Annotated in this window: 17 protein-coding genes, 1 tRNA gene and 1 pseudogene; 12 read left to right on the top strand and 7 right to left on the bottom strand. The window is 73.7% G+C overall.

What is annotated here, in order from left to right; genetic code table 11:
* Positions 1-33: 33 nt before the first annotated feature.
* Positions 34-2,052 carry an acyltransferase family protein gene (locus ACZ6H8_RS09590; RefSeq protein ID WP_464146554.1) on the top strand — a complete coding sequence of 673 codons (2,019 nt, stop codon included), beginning with the start codon at positions 34-36 and terminating at the stop codon, positions 2,050-2,052.
* Here the strand turns inward: ACZ6H8_RS09590 and ACZ6H8_RS09585 are convergent.
* Genes ACZ6H8_RS09585 through ACZ6H8_RS09575 form a run of 3 tightly spaced genes read right to left on the bottom strand, consistent with a single transcriptional unit; the run spans position 2,049 to position 5,167 of the window.
* Positions 2,049-3,716: a rhamnan synthesis F family protein gene (locus ACZ6H8_RS09585; RefSeq protein ID WP_464146553.1), complete on the bottom strand. Its 1,668-nt coding sequence runs from the start codon at positions 3,714-3,716 to the stop codon at positions 2,049-2,051. The two genes, ACZ6H8_RS09590 and ACZ6H8_RS09585, sit on opposite strands and share 4 nt — an antisense overlap.
* Positions 3,716-3,973, bottom strand: coding sequence for a hypothetical protein (locus ACZ6H8_RS09580; protein WP_464146552.1), 258 nt, complete (start codon positions 3,971-3,973; stop codon positions 3,716-3,718). The genes ACZ6H8_RS09585 and ACZ6H8_RS09580 overlap by 1 nt, the downstream gene beginning before the upstream one ends.
* A gap of 18 nt (positions 3,974-3,991) precedes the next feature.
* A complete protein-coding gene (locus tag ACZ6H8_RS09575; protein ID WP_464146551.1) occupies positions 3,992-5,167 on the bottom strand; it encodes an acyl-CoA dehydrogenase family protein in 1,176 nt (391 codons plus the stop codon).
* 80 nt (positions 5,168-5,247) lie between these two features.
* Here ACZ6H8_RS09575 and manA point away from each other — a divergent pair, with 80 nt between their 5' ends.
* The 5 genes from manA (at position 5,248) to ACZ6H8_RS09550 (ending at position 12,489) form a co-directional block, all read left to right on the top strand.
* On the top strand, positions 5,248-6,387 hold the full coding sequence (manA, locus tag ACZ6H8_RS09570) for a mannose-6-phosphate isomerase, class I (RefSeq protein WP_464146550.1): 1,140 nt from the start codon (positions 5,248-5,250) through the stop codon (positions 6,385-6,387).
* Positions 6,388-6,515: 128 nt separating this feature from the next.
* On the top strand, positions 6,516-6,848 hold the full coding sequence (locus ACZ6H8_RS09565; protein ID WP_464146548.1) for a WhiB family transcriptional regulator: 333 nt from the start codon (positions 6,516-6,518) through the stop codon (positions 6,846-6,848).
* A 48-nt stretch (positions 6,849-6,896) separates the two neighbouring features.
* Positions 6,897-8,120, top strand: a complete 1,224-nt coding sequence (locus ACZ6H8_RS09560; RefSeq protein WP_464146547.1) for a glycosyltransferase family 2 protein — start codon at positions 6,897-6,899, stop codon at positions 8,118-8,120.
* A gap of 101 nt (positions 8,121-8,221) precedes the next feature.
* Entirely contained in the window at positions 8,222-10,966 is a 2,745-nt protein-coding gene (locus ACZ6H8_RS09555; RefSeq protein ID WP_464146546.1) for a glycosyltransferase, read from the top strand.
* A complete protein-coding gene (locus ACZ6H8_RS09550) occupies positions 10,963-12,489 on the top strand; it encodes a DUF5719 family protein (protein ID WP_464146544.1) in 1,527 nt (508 codons plus the stop codon). The genes ACZ6H8_RS09555 and ACZ6H8_RS09550 overlap by 4 nt, the downstream gene beginning before the upstream one ends.
* 30 nt (positions 12,490-12,519) lie before the next feature.
* Here the strand turns inward: ACZ6H8_RS09550 and ACZ6H8_RS09545 are convergent, their stop codons facing one another.
* A complete protein-coding gene (locus ACZ6H8_RS09545) occupies positions 12,520-12,936 on the bottom strand; it encodes a metallopeptidase family protein (protein WP_464146543.1) in 417 nt (138 codons plus the stop codon).
* 29 nt (positions 12,937-12,965) lie between these two features.
* Between ACZ6H8_RS09545 and ACZ6H8_RS09540 the strand changes: the two genes are divergently transcribed.
* The 3 genes from ACZ6H8_RS09540 to ahcY all read left to right on the top strand — a co-directional run bounded on the left by ACZ6H8_RS09540 (position 12,966) and on the right by ahcY (position 16,152).
* On the top strand, positions 12,966-13,169 hold the full coding sequence (locus ACZ6H8_RS09540; protein WP_464146541.1) for a DUF3499 family protein: 204 nt from the start codon (positions 12,966-12,968) through the stop codon (positions 13,167-13,169).
* Positions 13,170-13,221: 52 nt separating this feature from the next.
* The gene (locus ACZ6H8_RS09535; RefSeq protein ID WP_464146539.1) at positions 13,222-14,622 is read left to right on the top strand and encodes a phosphomannomutase/phosphoglucomutase; all 1,401 of its coding nucleotides are present in this window, start codon (positions 13,222-13,224) and stop codon (positions 14,620-14,622) included.
* Between the two features lie 84 nt (positions 14,623-14,706).
* Positions 14,707-16,152, top strand: a complete 1,446-nt coding sequence (ahcY, locus tag ACZ6H8_RS09530) for an adenosylhomocysteinase (RefSeq protein WP_464146538.1) — start codon at positions 14,707-14,709, stop codon at positions 16,150-16,152.
* Positions 16,153-16,240: 88 nt separating this feature from the next.
* Here the strand turns inward: ahcY and ACZ6H8_RS09525 are convergent, their stop codons facing one another.
* Both ACZ6H8_RS09525 and ACZ6H8_RS09520 read right to left on the bottom strand, forming a co-directional pair.
* Positions 16,241-16,876, bottom strand: coding sequence for a hypothetical protein (locus ACZ6H8_RS09525; RefSeq protein ID WP_464146537.1), 636 nt, complete (start codon positions 16,874-16,876; stop codon positions 16,241-16,243).
* Positions 16,877-16,935: 59 nt separating this feature from the next.
* Complete coding sequence (locus tag ACZ6H8_RS09520) at positions 16,936-17,439, bottom strand: MarR family winged helix-turn-helix transcriptional regulator (RefSeq protein ID WP_464146536.1); 504 nt, start codon at positions 17,437-17,439, stop codon at positions 16,936-16,938.
* Between the two features lie 41 nt (positions 17,440-17,480).
* Between ACZ6H8_RS09520 and ACZ6H8_RS09515 the strand changes: the two are divergent.
* From ACZ6H8_RS09515 to ACZ6H8_RS09505, 3 genes and pseudogenes are all read left to right on the top strand, one after another.
* Positions 17,481-18,103: pseudogene (locus ACZ6H8_RS09515) on the top strand (TerC family protein); the annotation flags it as partial.
* 163 nt (positions 18,104-18,266) lie between these two features.
* Complete coding sequence (locus ACZ6H8_RS09510) at positions 18,267-18,860, top strand: small multidrug efflux protein (RefSeq protein ID WP_464146535.1); 594 nt, start codon at positions 18,267-18,269, stop codon at positions 18,858-18,860.
* A gap of 46 nt (positions 18,861-18,906) precedes the next feature.
* Positions 18,907-18,978, top strand: a tRNA-Gln gene (locus tag ACZ6H8_RS09505).
* Between the two features lie 14 nt (positions 18,979-18,992).
* Here ACZ6H8_RS09505 and ACZ6H8_RS09500 read toward each other — a convergent pair.
* Positions 18,993-19,853 carry a hypothetical protein gene (locus ACZ6H8_RS09500; RefSeq protein WP_464146533.1) on the bottom strand — a complete coding sequence of 287 codons (861 nt, stop codon included), beginning with the start codon at positions 19,851-19,853 and terminating at the stop codon, positions 18,993-18,995.
* Positions 19,854-19,920: the final 67 nt, after the last annotated feature.

Here is a 19,920-nt window from a genome sequence, read left to right as displayed (position 1 = left end):
CCTCCGGCGCTGCCGCGATGAGAGCATGAGGCGGTGACGTCCCACGCGCCCCGGCCCCTGCGCCGGGACATCCAGGTGCTGCGCGCCGTCGCCGTCGGCGTCGTGCTGCTCTACCACCTGTGGCCGAACCGCTTCCCCGGCGGCTACGTGGGCGTCGACGTGTTCTTCGTCGTCTCCGGCCTGCTCATCACGACCCACCTGCTGCGGCAGGCGGAGTCGCCGGAGGGCATCCGCCCCGTCGAGTTCTGGGCGAACCGCGTGCGGCGGCTGCTGCCGCTCGCGGTCGTCGTGCTGGTCGCGACGATCCTCGCGGTGCTGGCCTGGGCGCCAGCGTCGCAGGTGGCGCCCGCGATGCGGCACGCGATCGCATCGATCCTGTCCGTCGAGAACTGGATGCTCGCATCCGATGCCGTCGACTACCTCGCGCGCGACCAGCAGCCGCTGCCGACGCAGCACTTCTGGTCGCTCTCGGTGGAGGAGCAGTTCTACCTCGCGTGGCCGCTGCTGCTGCTCGCTGCCGTGGCGATCGCGACGCGCGTCCGCGGTCGACGCGCGAGCGCCCGACCGCTGGTCGCGCGCGACGCGGTGCGCGTCGTGATCGCCGTCGTGCTCGTCGCGTCGTTCGCCGCGAGCATCCTGCAGACCTGGCTCGCGCCGGGGCCCGCGTACTTCGCGACGACGACTCGTGCGTGGGAGCTCGCGGCCGGGGCTGCGCTCGCGGTCGTCGCGTACGACGGCGGGGCGATGCCGGCGACGACCCGCGCGCGTGCGTGGCGCGCGGCGGCGTCGTGGGCGGCGCTCCTCATCGTCGTCGCGACGACGCTGTGGCTGCCGGAGGGCACGCCGTTCCCCGGCGTCGCCGCCGTGCTCCCGGTCGCCGCCGCGATGCTGTGGCTCGTGGGCGGCGAGCACGACCGCTGGTGGTCGCCTGCGGCGCTCGGCAGGCTGCGGCCTGTCGTGTGGGCTGGCGACGTCTCGTACGGGATCTACCTGTGGCACTGGCCGCTCATCGTGCTCGTGCCGTTCGCGATCGGATCCGAGCTGACGGCGTCGACGAAGGTCGCGATCGTGGCGGCGACGCTCGCGCTCGCCGGGGTCGGCGCCGTGCTCGTCGAGCGTCCCTTCCGACACGGCCGCGTGTGGAGGGTCAGCTCGTGGCGGGCGTTCGCGCTGGGGGCCGCGTGCGTCGTCGTGGTCGTCGGCCTCGCCGGCTCGAGCCTCGTCGCGATCGACAGGGCCGATGCCGAGGCAGCGGCGGCCGCGGACGACGCGCTCGCGGCGGGCGGCGTCGACGGCACGGCGCTCGACGCGCTCCCACCCGCCGACCCCGACGTGCCGCTCGTGCCGACCATCGCCGGCCGCGGCGACGATCGCTCGCTCATGTACGACTGCTTCGACAACGAGCACCTGGGGCCGCGGTCGTGCACCTACGGCGCGGACGACGCCGACGTGCGCATCGCCGTCGTCGGCGACTCCCACGCCGCGCACCTCATCCCCGGCATCGTCGAGGCGGGGGAGCAGGAGGGGTGGCGCGTCGAGACGTTCGTGGGGCGCAGCTGCGACGCCGTGCTCGTGGAGGGCTGCACGGGTGGCGAGCAGATCCTCGCCGACCTCGTCGCAGGCGACTACGACCTCGTCGTCGCCTCCGGCTTCCGCGACACGTACCTCGAGCCCGCCGTGGTGGCCGACTCGTGGCAGGCGATGCTCGATGCGGGCCTGCCGCTCGTGCTCGCCGCCGACGTGCCCTTCCATCCGCCGTCGACGTTCGCGTGCGTCGACGCCTCCGCAGGCGACCCCGTCGCCGCGGCGGCGTGCACGACGCCCCGTGCCGAGGCGCTCGACGCGCTGCCGTCGACGCAGCTGACGTGGGGGCCGGAGCACGACGTGCCGACGATCGACCTCGCGGCGCCGTTCTGCGACGCCGACGCGTGCGCGAGCGTGCTCGGCAACGTCGTCGTGTACCAGGACTCGCCGTCGTCGCACCTCACCACGACGATGTCGACGCTGCTCGCACCGCTGTGGTCGCGCGAGCTCGCAGCGCTGCTGCCCTAGTCGGCGAGCCGTGCGAGCAGCTGCGAGAGCGCCTCGTCGTCGCCGGCGCCGAGGGCGCCGACGATGCGCCGCAGCGTCGCGTGCATGACCGCGAGGTCGGTCTGCGCCCTCGCCGTCGTGGTGGCGATGCGCGGACGCAGCCCGGCATCCTGCACCGCGAGGGCGATCGCGTCGCCCCACGCGTCGATCGAGAGCCGCTCGCGCGAGCCCGCGATGCTGCCTGCGAGGGTCGCGAGCCCGTCGCGCCGCACCCACGCCGTCGCCCCCTCCGGACGCACCGGCGCCGACGACCGGCTGCGGATGCCGAGCGCGAAGAGCTGCTCGCCGGTCGCGGCGCCCTCGTGGCCGAGCCTGCCGAACCATCCGCGGTGCAGCGCGGGCGGGGCGACGAGCATGCCGAGCGCAGGCTCGTCGTCGAACGCGGCGGGCGCGCCGCCGCGGCCGAGCGCGAGCGAGGCGGCGATCGCGTCGCGTCGCGAGCTCGCATCGATGCCCAGCGGCGCATCCATGGGGAACCCGTCGACGCCGAGCAGCAGCACGATCGGCTCGTCGACGAGCGCGACGGCCTCGACGTGGTGGTGCACGACGCGCAGCACGTCGACGCCGTCGAGCAGCTCGGCGGCATCCGCGCGGCCCCGCACCTGCTCGACGCGACCGCGCGACCCGGCGACGACCACGCGATGTGCGCTCGCGCGCGCGAGCGCGATGCGCTCGGGCAGCCGGTCGCCGATCTCGACGATCGCGACCGTGCGCGACGCCGACGGCGGCGCATCGGGCAGCACGATCCAGTCGTGCATCGTCTCGAGGGTCTCGCGCTGGTCGGCGGAGCGCGCCAGGTGCGCGTCGAGCACGGCGACGTCGTAGGCGCCCGTCGCGCGCAGATGGTCGTAGAGCTCGCGGGCGTTCGTCGTCGCGTGCTCGTCGAGCACGCTCGCGACGCCCGCGAAGAGCGTCTTGCGCTTCACGATCGGCGAGCCGCGCCTGATCATCTCGACCGGCAGCGAGTTGAGCGGGTAGAGCGTCGTGGTCAGCAGGTCGGTCGTGTCGACGAACACGTCCCACGTGAACCCGATGCGCTCGAAGTGCTGCGTGAAGCGTGCCTCGTGCTTCGCGACGGCGTGCGCGTAGTCGGGGATGGCGGGCAGGTCGTCCCAGTAGGCCCGGAACACCTCCGACGCGAGCATCGACCGGCGCACGGCGATCCAGTGCGACTGCAGATGCAACGGCAGGAACGGCTGGTCGAGCAGTCCCCACGGGTCGAACGGGGCGCCGTGATGCACGGTGATGCCCCAGTAGTCGAGGTCGCGCGCATCCATGTCGACGAACATGTCGGCGAACGAGGCGACGGGGCCGAGGATCGTGAAGTTGAACATCACGAGCTCGTCGGTCTCGGCGAGCTCGTCCCAGCCGACGTGCTCGATGGCCGTCTTGTACGCCCACGAGTCGAAGCCCTCGTTCGAGCGCACGACGACGTCGGCGCCGAGCGACTCGAACCTGGCGCGCGAGGCGTCGCCGAGCGCGCCGTTCACGACCACGACGAGCCTGGTCAGGTGCGGCAGGACGCCGTCGAGCAGCGTGAAGACCGTCTCGTCGGCGACGCCGTCGGCGTCGTAGAAGAAGAAGACGCCGGTGCGGCGCACCGCGTCGACGTTCGACAGCCGCATCAACCCCTCCGCAGGCCGACGCGACGCAGCACGGCACCGGCGGTCCTGCGTCCCTTGCGGTACACGCGGACCGGGAGGCGCACGCGCGCACCCAGGTGCGCGTGCGCCTCGTCGAGATCGGCCTGGAGCGCGAGGGTGCGCGCCTGCGCGCTGCGGAGCGTCGCCCGCTCCGTGGCCCGGTCGCGCTCGAGGCGCGACAGCTCGGCTCGCAGGGCCGCATTCTCGGCGCGCAGGGACGCCAGCTCCGACTCGCTCATGCGTTCGAGCCTACGTGCTCAGGCGAACGCGGCCCGCCCCGTGATCGCCCGACCCACGATGAGCTGGTTCATCTGGAACGTGCCCTCGTACGAGTACAGCGCCTCGGCGTCTGCGAAGAACCGTGCGACGTCGTAGTCGGTGACGATGCCGTTGCCGCCGCACACCTCGCGGCACCAGCCGACGACCTCGCGCATGCGTGCCGTCGTGTACGCCTTCGCGAGGGCGGAGTGGGCATCCTCCTGCCGCTCCTCGTCGAGCATCCTCGACACCTGCACGCACAGCGCGATCGACGCGGTGATGGCGCCGAGCGACCTCGCGAGCAGATCCTGCACGAGCTGGTGGCCGGCGATGGGCTGGCCGAACTGCTCGCGCTCCTGCGTGTACGCGACGGCCGCCTCGTAGGCACCTGCCATGACGCCGACGGCCGACCATGCCACCTCGGCTCGCGTGAGGCGCAGCACCTTCGCGGTGTCGCGGAACGACGCTGCCCGCTGCAGACGCAGCGACTCGGGGACGCGGACGCCCTCGAGCACGATGTCGGCGTTCTCGACCATGCGCAGCGCGATCTTCCGCTCGATCTTCGACGCGCTGAACCCGGCGGAGTCGGTGGGCACGATGAAGCCCTTGACCTGGCCGTCCTCGACGTCCTTGGCCCAGACGATCACGATGTCGGCGAACGTGGCGTTGCCGATCCACCGCTTGGCGCCGTCGAGCACCCACTCGTCGCCATCGCGCCGCGCCGTCGTGCGCAGCCCGCGTGCCGAGTCGCTGCCGGAGAGTGGCTCGGTGAGCCCGAACGCGCCGAGCACCTCGGCCGAGGCGAGCCTTGGCAGCCACTGCGCGCGCTGCTCGTCGGAGCCGCACACCGCGATCGAGCCGGACGCCAGGCCGTTCTGCACGCCGACGAACGTCGAGATGGACGCGTCGACCCTGCTCATCTCCAGCGCGGCCCAGCCGCGGTAGACGGCGGAGTTCTCGAAGCCGCGGGTCTCGGGCCACGAGTGACCGAGCACGCCGGTCTCGGCGAGCGCGGGGATGACCTCCATCGGGAAGCGGTCCTCATGCCAGTGCTCGGCGATGAGGGGGCGCATCGCCTCCACGGTCTCGCGCAGATGCGCGATCGAGGACTGCTCCTGCGGGGTGAGGTCGGCCTCCATCCCGTAGAAGTCGCTGGGCAGCGGGGTGAGCGTCATGGGTCTCCTTCGGCGCACGAACGGATCGCAGCCTACGCATCGCCGCCATGCGTCCACCGTGGTGTTGTAGCGTCGGCCCCATGAGCGACGGCACGCCGACGGTCCGTTTGGCGCGCATCGCCAACGTGGTGCGCGACTACGCGTGGGGCAGCGAGACGCTCCTCGCCGACTACCTCGGCACGGCGGCCTCTGGCGCGCCCGAGGCCGAGCTGTGGCTCGGCGCCCACCCCGCGTGGCCCGCCCGTCTCGACGACGGCACGCCCCTCGACGCCGCGCTCGCCGCAGCGGGCGCCGCGCAGCCCGGCATCCTGCTCAAGGTGCTCGCGGCGGCCCATGCGCTGTCGCTGCAGGTGCACCCGTCGACGGCGCAGGCGCAGGCGGGCTTCGCGCAGGAGGAGGCTGCGGGCGTGTCGCTCGACGCCTCGCACCGCTCCTACAAGGACCCGCGCTCGAAGCCCGAGCTCATCGTCGCGGTCACGCCCTTCGAGGCGCTCTCCGGCTTCCGTCCGACCGAGGCCACGCTCGCGGTGCTCGACGCCCTCGCCACGATCGATCAGCGCGTGGGCCCGTTCGCGATGCTCGTGCGCCGCTCCACCCGCGACGCGCTCGCGTGGCTGCTCGCAGGCGGCGAGGCGGTCGACGCGGTCGTGGCAGGCGTGGTCGACGCCGCGGGGTCGCTGCCGCCGGAGCACGCGGGCGCCGCCGACACCGTCGCACGCCTGCACGCCGACTACCCGGGCGACGCAGGCATCGCGACGGCGCTCATGCTGCACCGCGTCTCGCTCGCGCCGGGCGAGGGCGTCTTCCTGCCGGCAGGCAACCTCCACGCCTACCTCTCCGGTCTCGGCATCGAGCTCATGGAGGCGAGCGACAACGTGCTGCGCGGCGGCCTCACGCCGAAGCACGTCGACGTCGACGAGCTGCTGCGCGTCGTCGACGTCACGCCCGTCGACGACCCGATGCTGCATCCGCTGGCCCTGCAGGGGGCGACGGCGTACCGGCCTGCCGCGCCGTTCGAGCTGCGGCACGTCGAGGGTGCCCACGAGTCCGGCCCCGCGGCGTGCGCGATCGTGCTCGCCGCCGCACCGACCGTCGTCGAGGTCGCAGGCGAGCGGCTGACCCTCGCTCGCGGCGAGGCGGCGTACGCCGACGCGCCCGAGGCGATCCGCGTCGAGGGCGTGGATGCATGGCTCGCGATGGAGCTGCGCGACACGCCGTGAGCGTGGCGTCCCTCCAGCGTGGGTGGAGAGTTGTAGAGTCCGCGACTTGACGCGAGCGAATCACAACGGTGTAATTGTCCCCAACGCGCCGCAGGCCGAGCGGCGTCATCAGGGAACTGGAGCACCGCATGCGCGACTCGAACCGCCGCATCGTTCCCGACGACTGGTTCGTCGATCCCGTCGAGCTCGGCGTCCCGGGATCCCCGCTGCGACGCACCGCACCGATCGAGGTCGAGGACGAGGGGCAGCTGTCGTGGCAGGTCGACGCGCTGTGCGCGCAGACCGACCCCGAGGCCTTCTTCCCTGAGAAGGGTGGCTCGACGCGCGACGCCAAGCGCATCTGCGAGGGCTGCGACGTGCGCGCCCAGTGCCTCGAGTACGCGCTGCAGAACGACGAGCGCTTCGGCATCTGGGGCGGGCTGTCGGAGCGCGAGCGCCGCAAGCTGCGCCGCTCTGCGTGACGCGGCGTCGGATCGTCGTGGAGCGATCCGCGGCTCTAGGCTGAGCGCATGCTCGTCATGACCATGATGGTGCGCGACGAGGCGGACATCATCGCCGCCACGATCGAGCACCACCTCGCCCAGGGGTTCGACCACCTCATCGTCACCGACAACGCCTCGGTCGACGGCACGCGCGAGATCCTCGACGAGTACGCGCGGCACGCACCCATCACGGTGCGCCACGACCCCGAGCACCGCAAGCAGCAGGCCAGCGTCGTCACCGGCATGGCGCGCGATGCCGCACGCATGGGCGCCACCTGGGTCGTCAACGGCGACGCGGACGAGTTCCTGCTGCCCGTCGACCGCTCCGCGACGGTCGCCCAGGTGCTCGCCGAGATGCCGACGTCGCTGGGCGCGTTCACCGTGCCCGTCGTGAACATGGTCGGGCCCATCGCCGCCTCCGGCGCAGGCATCCGCAGGCTGCGGCTGCGCGACGAGCGCACGCTCGAGGCGCTGCAGGCGGCGGGCGTGCTCGCGCATCCCACACCCAACGCCATCCACGTCGGCGACCCGGGCGTCGAGGTCGCGCAGGGCAACCACTTCACCTCGATCGAGCAGCGGGGCGAGGTGCCGGAGGGGCTCGCGCTCGAGGTGCTGCACCTGCCGTGGCGCTCCGCGGCGCAGGCGGTGCGCAAGACCGAGAACATGGGGCGCGGCTACGAGGCGAACCCGCAGCTGCGACCCAGCGCCAACCACCACGGCATGCGCGACTGGCGGCGTCTGCGCGCTGGCGTGCTGCTGCCGTTCCTCGCGCTGCGGATGCCGACGAGCGCCGACCTGGATGCCGAGGGCTTCACCGCGGACGACGCCGTCGCCACCGCGCTCGCGATCGACCCCGTGCGACCCGAGCTGCTCGCGGCCGCCCTCGCCGACGCGGAGCCGTTCGACGACGCGGAGATCGCACGGCTGCGCGAGACGGCGACCCTGCTCTCGCCCCTCGACGTCGAGGCGCAGCACGACATCGTGGCGCTGCGCGACGAGGTCGATGACCGCAACACCCGCCTCTACGCTGCGCAGCAGCGGATCGCGCAGCTCGAGGAGGCGCTCGACGATGCGCGCGAGGACGCGCGGCGGGAGCGGCTCGCGCTCGACGGAGCCGTGGCCGACGCGCAGGAGCAGGCCGCCAGCGCGCACGAGCGGGCCGTGGCCGCCGAGGCCAGGCTCGAGGACGTCGAGCGCGAGCCCATCGTGCGCGCGAGCCGCGCTGCAGCGCGCGCCCTGCGTCGCGGCTGACACCCGCTCCACGACGCTCCGCGCCCGGCCGTCGCGGCCGACTTCGCGCCGCACCGCACGCCCTCCCGCCAACATGCGCCGACGGTGCCTAGCCTTGCCGGGTGCGTCAGCGTGTCCTCGTCGTGCTCGCCGTCAGGAACGGGGCCGACTACCTTCCCCGGACCCTCGACGCCCTCGCGGCCCAGCGCACGACGCCCCACTGCGTCGTGGCGGTCGACGCGCGCAGCGGCGACGCGTCGCGCACCCTGCTGACCGCCGCCGACATGCAGCTCGTCGACGCCCCGGCCACCGCGTCGTACGGCGAGGCCATCGCCGCAGGCGTGCGCGCGCTGCCGGCAGCGCAGGAGGGCGACTGGCTCTGGCTGCTCGCGCACGACGCGCTGCCGCACCCGGGCGCCCTCGAGGCGCTGCTGGGCACGGTCGAGACGAGCCCGAGCGTCGCGGTCGTCGGCCCGAAGGTCATGCGCGCCGCCGAGCCCGACACCTTCGCCGAGTACGGGCAGACCATGACGCCGCTGGGCCGCAGCGTGCGCCTGCACGACGGCGAGCTCGACCAGGGCCAGCACGACGGCGACGCCGACGCGCTCGGCGTGGCCGAGTCCGGCGTGCTCGTGCGACGTGACGTCTACGACGCCCTCGGCGGCCTCGAGCCTGCCCTCCCGAGCATCGACGCAGGCCTCGACCTCGGCGTCCGCGCCAGGCTCGCGGGCCACCGCGTCGCGCTGCAGCCCGCCGCTCGCGTGCGCAGGGCAGGCGGCCCCGAGCACTTCCGGCTGCGTCGCGTGTCGGACGCACGCCGCACCCGCATCGCCCGCTCGGCGCAGCTGCACCGCAGGCTCGCCTACGCGGGCCCGGTGCTGCTGCCGCTGCACTGGCTCGCGTTGCTGCCGCTCGCGCTCGTGCGCTCCATCGCCCACGTGCTCGCCAAGCGCCCCGGCAGCATCCCCGCCGAGTGGGTGGCCGCGGCCTCCGCCGCCGCGCGGGTCGACCGCGTCGCACGTGCGCGCACGCGGATCCGGCGGGCGAAGGTGGCCTCGTGGCGCGACCTGCGAGGCTTGCGAGTGTCGTGGCGGGCGCTGCGCGAGCACCGCCAGCGCATCGGCGACGACGTCGACCACAACGCCCGCGTCGCCGACGAGCGTGTCGGCTTCGTCGAGGGCGCCGCGCTGTGGGTCGCGGCGCTCGCAGCCGTCGTCTCGGTGCTCGTGCTCGCGCCGCTCATCGGGTCCGGCGCCCTCGCCGGGGGTGCGCTGCTGCCGCTCGACGCGTCGGTCGCCGGGCTCTGGGCAGATGCGACGTGGGGCGTGCGCGACGGCGTCGGCGACGTCGTCGGCCCGGCAGACGGCTTCACGCTGCTGCTGGCGGTGCTCGGATCGCTCACGCCGTGGGCGCCGTCGACCGCGGTGATCCTGCTGCTGCTGGCGGCCGCGCCGCTGTCGGCCGTCGCGGGCTGGGCGTTCGTGCGGTCGCTGACGACCAGCAGGTGGATGCCAACGGTCGCGGCCGCCGTGTGGGCGTTCGCGCCGACGCTCCTCGCATCGGTGCACGAGGGCAGGCTCGGTGCCGTGGTCGCGCACGTGCTGCTGCCGGTCGCCGCCATGTGCGCGCTCGGCGCCGCAGGCTCCTGGCGGGCGACGGGCGGCGCGGCGCTCGCGACCGCAGCGGTCGTCGCGGGTGCGCCGTCGTTGCTGCCGGTCGTGCTCGTGGGCTGGTTCGCCCTCGTGGTCCGCGACTGGCGCTCGCCGCGCATCCTCGCCGCGATCGTGCCGACGCTGCTCGTCACCGGTCCGACGCTCGTGTGGCAGTGGCTCGCGGGCACGCCCCTCGCCGCCCTCGCCGACCCCGGCGTGCCGCTGGCGAGCGATCAGCCGACGCCGCTGCAGCTGCTGCTGGGCATGCCCTCCGGCGACCTGGGCGGCATCGGGTTCGTCGGCGACGCGCTCGGCATCGAGGCACGGTGGCTCGCGATCGGCCTCGCCGCGCCGCTGCTGCTCATGGCCGTCGCGGCACCCTTCCTGCGTCTTCGTGCGCTCGTGCCGATCGCGCTCGCCGCCCTCGGCCTCGCGACCGCCGTCTGGCAGTCGCACGTCGCCGTGGCCTCGTCGGGCGCCGCGGCCGTGGCGCTCTGGGCGGGCTCGGGCGTCAGCGTCATGCTGCTCGGCCTCGTCGCCGCCGCGACCCGCACCGCATCGGTGCTCGACGTGCGCGCCGGCGTGCCGACGTCGCTCGTGACGCTCGCGGCCGCGCTCGGTGCCGCGCCGCTCGTCGTGCTCGGCATGCTCTCGCCCGTGCTCGTCGCAGCGCCGGAGCGGGCGCTGCCCGCGTTCGTCGTCGCCGACGCGCTCGTCGACCCCGGCGTCGGCACGCTCGTCGTGACGCCGGTCGGCGAGGATGTCATCGCGGCGCGCATCGAGCGCGGAGGCGGTGCGACGCTCACCGACGCATCCACCCTCGTGTCGACCTCCGGCGTCGGCCCCGGCGCCGCCGAGCTCGCGATCGTCGCCGCGGACCTCGTGGCAGGCGGGGGCGACGTCGCCGCCGAGCTCGACGACTGGTCGGTGCGCTACGTGCTGCTGGCGGACGGCGACGCGTCGCTCGCCGACGTCGCCGACTCGAGCCTCGCCGAGCGCGACGAGCTCGATGAGATCGGCGAGACGACCGTCGGCCTGCTGTGGCAGCGCGACGCGGACGTCGCAGAGCCCGCCGCGACGACGCCCGCCGCATGGGTGCTGCTCGGCGGTCAGCTGCTCGCGCTCGCCACCGCCATCGTGCTCGCCCTGCCGTCCGCGCGGCGCGGGGCGCGCGGGCGGTCGCGGCGCGCGAAGATCGTGAAGGACTGGGCATGAGCGACGACCGCGACGACGATCGCACGGCACACGACCCCGAGATCGACGCGCAGGAGCCGGCGTCGACGGATGCGGCTGCCTCGGCTCACGAGCCCGTCGACGAGACCACCGCCGAGCCAGTCGACCTCGCCACCGACGTCACCGCCACCGACCGCGAGGCTGCGGCGAACGAGGCCGCCGAACGCGCTCGCGCGCTGCAGCCGCGCACCGTGGGGCTGTGGGGCGTCCGTGCGGCAGCAGGCATCGCGACGATCGCGATCGGGGTGCTCGCCGTGCTGGCGGGGCCGTCGTTGCCCGGCGTGACGGCGTCGCCGCGCGTCGAGTCCGTCGTGCCGGACGCGCCCGACGACACGCGCATCTGCGCCGGTCCGCTGCTGGGCATCGGCGACGCGAGCGGCGACGCGGCCGCCGTGGGCGTGCTCGCCGAGCCGACGCTCGTCACCGCAGCCGACGAGCGCGAGGACCTCGCGGTCGACGCGGTCGACGCCGCGGCCACCGTGCTGCGCGGCCTCGACGCCGCCGGTGCCGAGTCCCTCACGGTCGCGAGCGACGTCGCGCGCGGCGCCGCCGCCAGCGAGTGCACGGCGCCGTCGACCTCGCAGTGGCTCGTCGGTGGCGCGACGACGACGGGTCGCACCTCCCTGCTGACCATCGCGAACCCGGGCAGGGCCGCCACGACCGTCGACGTGCGCATCTTCGGCGTCGACGGCGAGGTGCAGGCCGTCGGCTCCACGGGCGTCGCGATCGCGGCGGGCAGCGTCGAGACGCTCGACCTCGCGTCGCTCGCACCCGGCATCGCCGCGCCCGTCGTGCACGTCGCCGCGTCCGGCGGCCCCGTCTCCGCGCACCTCCAGCACACCGTCGTGCGCACGCTGCAGCCCGGTGGCGTCGATCTCGTCGACCCCACGCAGGCCGCGACGAGCGTCGCGATCCCCGGCGTCGTCGTCGGCGAGCCCTCCGGGGTGCAGACGCAGGAGGGCTTCGCCGACGCGGTCCCGTCGCTGCGGGTGCTCGCAGGAGAGTCGACGCAGGCGACCATCACGACCATCGCCGACGGCGACGAGCCGATCGACTCCACGCTCGACCTCGTCGGCGGCGAGGTGCAGGAGATCGACCTGTCCGGCCTCGCAGCCGGCACCTACGCGTTCCGCATCGAGTCCGACGTGCCGATCGTCGCAGGCGCCAGGCAGGTGCGCGTCGACGGCGACGCCGTCGACCTCGACTGGGTCGCCGCGGCGACGACGCCGCTGGAGGGGGAGACGGCCGTGGCGATCGCGCCCGGGCAGGGCACCAGCCTCCACGTGCTCAACGTCACCGACGAGCCAGCGACCGTCGTCGTCGCCGGCGAGGAGATCGAGCTGGAGCCGAACGGCCTGCGCACGCTGCCCGTGCAGGAGGGGATCACGACGATCGTCGGCGACGGGATCGTCGCAGCCGTCACCTCCTCGGGGTCCGACGGCATCGCCGGCTACGGCATCACGCCACCGGCAGCGGCCCGCAGCGGCCTCGACGTCCTGCTCTGACCGCTCGCCATGCGCGCGCGGACCGCCGCCTCAGTGGTGCCGGTACCGATCGGGCGCGACCTCCCACGGCTCGCGGCCGATGATCTCCGCGGCGGCCCGGAACACGCACGACTCGATCGCGACCCTGCGATGCCAGTCGTCGTCGACGTGCAGGTGCACGAGTCGCTGGATCGGCAGCCGGAACACAGTGATGGTCCGCTCGCGGTGGTCGACCGACCACTGCGGCACCTCCTGCACGACGGGTGCGGTCTCCGACGGCGGCATGTCGGCCCAGCGGAACCGCACGCCGGCGAGCTCGTCCGGCCACAGTCCCAGCAGATGCTCGGCCGCGTCGGCCGCGACGTCCTCGAACCGCGTCTGCCGCGACTCCAGCAGCGGCAGCACCGGCCCAGCGAGCGACGACCGTGGGCCGCGGTCGTGGCGTCGTCGGGAGCGGAGTCGGGCCATGCCTCGATCCTACGAGTAGCGTGGACCGGATGGACGGCAGGCTGTGCTCGCGACCCACGTGCCGGGGCTACGCAGATCGCACCCTCACGTACGACTACGATGACCGGATGATGGCGATCGGCCCGTTGCTCGATGCGCGTCAGGACGGCGGCTACGACCTGTGCGACATGCACGCGGCCCGCATCCAGCCGCCTGCCGGGTGGACGATCGTGCAGCACCGCAGCGACGCGTGAGCGCCGCGACGCACCTGCTCGCCCGAGCCCGACGACGCCCGAAGGACCGATCATGACCGACGCTTCGACCCTCCACGGCATCGTCAAGGCGTACGACGTGCGCGGGCTCGTCGACGGGCAGCTCACGCCCGACGTCGTTCGCGCCCTCGGCGCCGGCTTCGCCGACGAGGTCGGCACCGGCAGCCCCATCGTCGTCGGCCACGACATGCGGCCATCGTCGCCTGCGCTCGCTGCGGCCGCCGCCGACGGCATCCGTGCGCGCGGCGGCGACGTCGTGCTCATCGGGCTGTGCTCGACCGACGAGTCGTACTTCGCCTCCGGCACGCTCGCAGCGCCCGCGATCATGTTCACCGCCTCGCACAACCCCGCCGCCTACAACGGCCTCAAGCTCTCGCGTGCGGGTGCCCAGTCCATGAGCCTCGACACGGGCCTCGCCGCCGTGCGCGACCGCGCCGCGGCCTTCCTCGAGGGCGGCATCGCGCAGGTCGACGCACCGGGCTCGCTCGTCGAACGCGACGTGCTCGCCGACTACGCCGCCCACCTGCGCTCGCTCGTGGACCTCTCGGGCATCCGTCCGCTGAAGATCGTCGTCGACGCCGCGAACGGCATGGCAGGCATGACCGTGCCCGCCGTGCTCGGCACCGACGCGGGGCTCGCGGCGCTGCCGCTCGAGATCGTGCCGATGTACTTCGAGCTCGACGGCACCTTCCCGAACCACGAGGCGAACCCGCTGGAGCCTGCGAACCTCGTCGATCTGCAGGCCGCCGTCGTGCAGCACGACGCCGACCTCGGTCTCGCGTTCGACGGCGACGCCGATCGCTGCTTCGTCGTCGACGAGCACGGCGCCGCCGTGTCGCCGTCTGCCATCTCCGCGATCGTCGCGCTTCGCGAGATCCGTCGCGTCCAGGCGGCAGGCGAGACCGACGTCGTCGTGCTGCACAACCTCATCTCGTCGCGCATCGTGCCCGAGACGATCGCGGGCGCGGGTGCGACGCCGGTGCGCACGCGCGTCGGGCACTCCCTCATCAAGGCCGAGATGGCGCGCACGAACGCCGTGTTCGGCGGCGAGCACAGCGCCCACTACTACTTCCGCGACTTCTGGGGCGCCGACAACGGCATGCTCGCTGCGATGCACGTGCTCGCCCAGCTCGGCGCGTCCGGCGAGACCATGTCGAGCCTCGCCGGCCGCTTCACGCCGTACCACGCCTCCGGCGAGATCAACTCGACCGTCGCCGACGTGCCCGCCGCGTACGCGCGCGTTGTCGAGGCGTTCGCGCACCAGGGCGAGCTCGACGAGCTCGACGGCCTCGGCATCACCGCCCACGACCGCTCGTGGTGGCTCTCCGTGCGCCCGTCGAACACCGAGCCGCTGCTGCGGCTCAACGTCGAGGCGGAGGAGGCGGAGACGATGGAGCGCGTCCGCGACGCGGCGCTGGGCATCATCCGCGCATAGGGCGAGGCCACGCGACCCACGCACGAGTCCGCCCGCACCGCCACGGGGTCGTGGCGGACGATGGCGCGGTGGGAGGATGGGTGCATGACCGTGGATGCAGCCAGCCGACTCGACTTCCAGGTGCGCGACCTCGCGCTCGCCGAGGCCGGACGTCACCAGATCCGCCTCGCCGAGCACGAGATGCCGGGCCTCATGGCGCTGCGCGAGCGCTACGCCACCGAGCAGCCCCTCGCGGGCCAGCGCATCGCGGGCAGCCTGCACATGACGGTGCAGACGGCGGTGCTCATCGAGACGCTCGTCGCGCTCGGCGCCGACGTGCGCTGGGCGTCGTGCAACATCTTCTCCACGCAGGACGAGGCGGCGGCCGCCGTCGTCGTCGGCCCGACCGGCACGGTCGACGCGCCCGCAGGCGTGCCCGTGTTCGCCTGGAAGGGCGAGACGCTCGAGGAGTACTGGGCCTGCACGCAGCAGATCTTCGCCTTCGACGACGGCCCGACGCTCATCCTCGACGACGGCGGCGACGCGACGCTGCTCGTGCACCGCGGCCGCACGCTCGAGCAGGAGGGACGCCTGCCCGTCACGCCCGACGACGCGAGCGACGAGGAGCGCGTCGTCGACGCCGTGCTCACGGCCTCCATCACCGCCGACGACCGACGCTGGACGCGCATCGCCGACGGCCTGCTCGGCGTCACCGAGGAGACCACCACGGGCGTGCACCGCCTGTACGAGCTCGCGCGCGACGGGCAGCTGCTGTTCCCCGCCATCAACGTCAACGACGCCGTGACGAAGTCGAAGTTCGACAACCGCTACGGCATCCGCCACTCGCTGCCGGACGGCCTCAACCGCGCCACCGACGTGCTCATCGGCGGCAAGGTCGCCTTCGTCGTCGGCTACGGCGACGTCGGCAAGGGTGCGGCGGAGTCGCTGCGCGGCCAGGGCGCGCGCGTGATCGTGAGCGAGATCGACCCGATCTGCGCGCTGCAGGCGGCGATGGACGGCTACCAGGTCGCCCGCGTCGAGGACGTGCTCGGCGAGGTCGACATCTGGGTCACGACGACCGGCAACGAGCACGTGCTCACCACCGACCACATGCTCGGCATGAAGCACCTCGCGATCGTCTCCAACGTCGGCCACTTCGACAACGAGATCGACATCGCGGGCCTCGCGGCCACGGGCGCCGAGCGCGTCGAGATCAAGCCGCAGGTGCACGAGTGGCGACTGCCGACCGGCAGGTCGATCCTCGTGCTCTCCGAGGGGCGCCTCATGAACCTCGGCAACGCGACCGGCCACCCGTCGTTCGTGATGTCGAACTCGTTCTCGAACCAGGTGCTCGCGCAGATCGAGCTCGCGCAGCGCTCCGCCGAGTACGCCACCGACGTGCACGTGCTGCCGAAGGCGCTCGACGAGGAGGTCGCCCGACTGCACCTCGATGCGCTCGGCGTGCGCCTGACGACGCTCACCGACCGTCAGGCGCGCTACATCGGCGTGCCGGTCGAGGGCCCGTTCAAGCCCGACCACTACCGCTACTGACGCGCGCCACGCGGGCGCGGGATGACGCAGAGCGGGCCGTCGAGGGGAATGCTCCCTCGGCGGCCCGCTCTGCGTCACCTCGCGACGCTCACCACCACGGCCAGACGAAGGCGGGCGTGCCGACCTGCGCCAGCAGCACGCCGATCCCGACGAGCACGGCGATCGTGACGGGCACGGCGACGAGCGCGGCCGTCGCGGCCGCCCGCGGACGTCGCATGTACCCGGGCGCGTCGTCGGGCAGCAGCCTGCGCGCGAGCGCCTCGTGGTCGGACATCCACGCGCCGCCGATGCTCGATCTCGCGGCGGCGAGGTCTGCTGCCGAGAACCCACGCCCGTCGAGGTGGAGCAGCGCTCGTCCGTCGTGATCGACGACGAGCCAGCGCTCGATGTCGGCGCCCGTGCGCATGCCGCGGTGGGTCGTGCCGGCCGTGCGATGCACGACGCCACCGGCGACGTCGGCGAGCGGCACCGTCTGCGTGCCGTCGCGACCGTGTCGCAGGCACGCTGCGGGTCCGGGTGCGTCGACGACGAGGCGCAGCCGACGCAGGCGCAGCCACTGCCAGGTCAGCACCCACGTGCTGCCGATGCCGAGGACCGCGCCGACGGGCCCGACGAGGATGCCGACGCCCAGCACGACGGCGCCGAGCATGGCGAGCACGAAGGCGAACCGCGACGCGAAGACCTCGCGGAACGAGCCTCGGGCCTCGAATGCCGGACGATCCACGCCGCCAGCATCGCATCCGTCGCCGGACGTCCGTCGCAGCCTGCGCGCTGCGCGCTCCACTACGGCACGTCGGCGACCGGTTGGAGCCGCTCGCCGATGACCCGCAGCAGCTCGGCGAGGCGGCTGCGGTCGTCGTGGCTCATGTCGCCCAGCAGCCGATGCTCGGCGTCGAGCAGCGCGTCGAGGGCCGAGTCGACGCGGTCGAGCCCGTCGTCGGTGAGGCGGATGCGCGTCGAGCGGCGGTCGGCGTCGTTCGCGATGCGCTCGACGAGGCCGCGGCTCACGAGGCCGTCGATGCGGTTCGTCATCGTGCCGCTCGTCACCATCGTCTGCGCGATGAGCTCCTTCGGGGTGAGCGCGGCGTCGGCACGGCGCAGCGCCGCCAGCACGTCCCACTCCCACGCCTCGAGGCCCGCGTCGGCGAACGCTGCGGCGCGCACGCGCTGCAGCCTGCGCGCGAGGCGCGTGAGCCTCGACAGCACCGCGAACGGGGCGACGTCGGCGTCGGGGCGCACGCGCACCCACTGCGCGATGATCTCGTCGACCTCGTCATGGGCTGGCATGCACCCGAGTCTCGCACCCCGCGCCGGCGTCGCCCGCTGCCATGGCCGTCATCACGATCGCCGTCACGATCGCGTTGTTCGTGTTCGCGTTCTTCGCGCACGTGCGCAAGCCGCACGAGCCCTCCATCGGGGAGGCCGCGCGCTGGTCGGCGTTCTCCATCGGTCTCGCGCTGCTGTTCGGCGTCGGCGCCGGGATGGTGTCCGGGTGGGCTTCGGCGGGGAGTGCTTCGCGGGCCACCTCACCGAGAAGGCGCTGTCGGTCGACGACATCTTCGTGCTCCTGCTCGTCATGAGCGCCTTCGCGGTGCCGAGGGAGTCCCAGCAGAAGGTGCTGCTCATCGGCATCGTCATCGCGCTCGCGCTGCGCGGCGGGTTCATCGCCATCGGCGCGGCGCTCATCGAGAACCTCTCGTGGATCTTCTCCGTCTTCGGCGCGCTGCTGCTGTTCGTCGCATGGCGGCAGGCGTTCGCCTCGCACGACTCCGACCCGACCGACAGCCGTGCGATGCGGCTCGTGCGCCGTGTGCTGCCCATCTCCGACGCCTACGACGGCGACTGCCTCACGACGACGATCGACGGCAGGCGCTTCTTCGGCGTGAGGCTGCTGCTGCACGCGCTGCACGTCGACGAGCTGCCGTTCGTCGACGGCGGCGAGCCGCTGCTCAGCGCCTCGCGCGGGCGGCTGCCGGAGGCGCCGCAGCAGCCGCACGCGGACGGCGTGGATGCTGAGATGCGCGAGCGTCGACGGCCGCTTGACCGTGCCCCGAGGGCACGGTCTGTGATGGATGCATCGGGTGCGACCGCACCCCGCAGCAGGAGGAGCATCCATGTCCACGCCCATCGACGACCTCGTCGCAGGCTTCCAGTCGCTCGTCGCGCAGGTGCCCGACGCGGTGCAGCCGCTCATCGTCGCGCTCGCGGGCACGGTGCCGTTCATCGAGGGGGAGGGGTCGGGCGCCATCGGCGTCATCGGCGGCCTGCACCCCGTGGTCGCAGGGCTCGCGGGTGCCATCGGCAACATGCTCGCCGTCACCGTCGTCGTGCTGCTGGGCTCGCGCATCCGCGAGGCCGCCGTCGCTCGGCGCCGTCGCACCGCCGCGGTGCGCGAGGATGCGCTCGTCGGCGCCGGCGACGCCTCCCTCGTCGGCGACGGCTCGGTCGCGGACGAGGCGGGCGAGGAGCCCGCGAAGGCGCCCTCGAAGGGACGGCTGCGCGTGCAGCGGTGGCTGACGCGCTTCGGCGTGCCAGGCGCGAGCCTGCTCGCACCCATCGCGCTGCCGACGCACCTCACGGCGGCGACGTTCGTCGCGTCCGGCGTGCCGAAGGGCTGGGTGCTGCTGTGGCAGGCGATCGCCATCGTGCTGTGGACGACGCTCATCGTCGCCCTCGCCTCCGGCATCCTCGCCGTCGCGACCGGCTGACGTGGGCGCGATCGCGTGCTGCGGCCTCGTAGGCTGGAGGACGCGATCCGCCATGGTGTAACGGCAGCACGCCGGCCTTTGGTGCCGTGCAGTCCAGGTTCGAATCCTGGTGGCGGAGCGCTCGTGCCCCGCTCAGAGATCGTCGCCGGGCAGCATCCAGCCCAGGCCGGCTCCGCCGAGGACGATGCCGAGCGTGCCGACGACGGCGATCGCGACGACGAGTGCCCAGGGCGTCGTCACCGAGGGCGTCGCGAGCCGGGACACGAAGGCCGACGCGTGCGACGCGAGCAGCCGCAACGCGACGAACGAGACCACGAGCGAGGCGGCGAGCCAGGCGAGCATGAGGGCCACGAGGAACGCGAGCCCCGCTCCCGCGAGCTCGATCCACGCTCGAGGTCCGCCGCCGACCATGGCCGCGACGACGTCGGCGAGGCTCGGCGCGTGGCCCGCCGAGACCGCAGCAGCGCCGTGCAGCTCGGCGACGCGCTCGGCGAGCGTCATGCCGCCAGGGGTGCCGACGAGCACGGCGACGCCGACGCCGGCGATCCCGACGATCGCGACGCCGGCCGCGATCGTCGCGCGCAGGGTCGGCGCCGAGACGGCCCGCCGGCGCAGCGACACGAGCGCTGCCGCGAGCGCGACCGCGAGGATGAGCGCGGTCGTCACGAGGACGGCGCCCGCTGCTGGAGCGACATACGAGAACGCCGCCGTGCCCACCAGCACGCCGAGCACCATGAGCACGATCTGCCCGCCCGCGTCGCCGTCGGACGTCGGCGTCGCCGCGCGTCGCTCGGTCGAGCGGCCCGCAGCCCCCTGCACGATCGTCACCGTGACGTTGGCGTGCCTCGACTGGTCGGTGCGGGCGTCGACGGCGCCGCCGCGTTCGACGTCGATCACCGTCGTCGGCCGGCTGAGCCGCGACGTGACCAACGCCACGACCACACCCCCCACGATCGTCGACGCCAACCCGATCAGGATCTCCATCCAGTTCATGCGCACCTCCTTCGCATCACTCTGTCGCGTCGGCGGATCGGGCGCCGCGAGCCATCCACAGCCCCGC

This window comes from Agrococcus sp. AC640b, assembly GCF_979255995.1.
The sequence above is the reverse complement of the archived record's forward strand: the minus strand, read 5'-3'. Positions and strand labels throughout refer to the sequence as shown.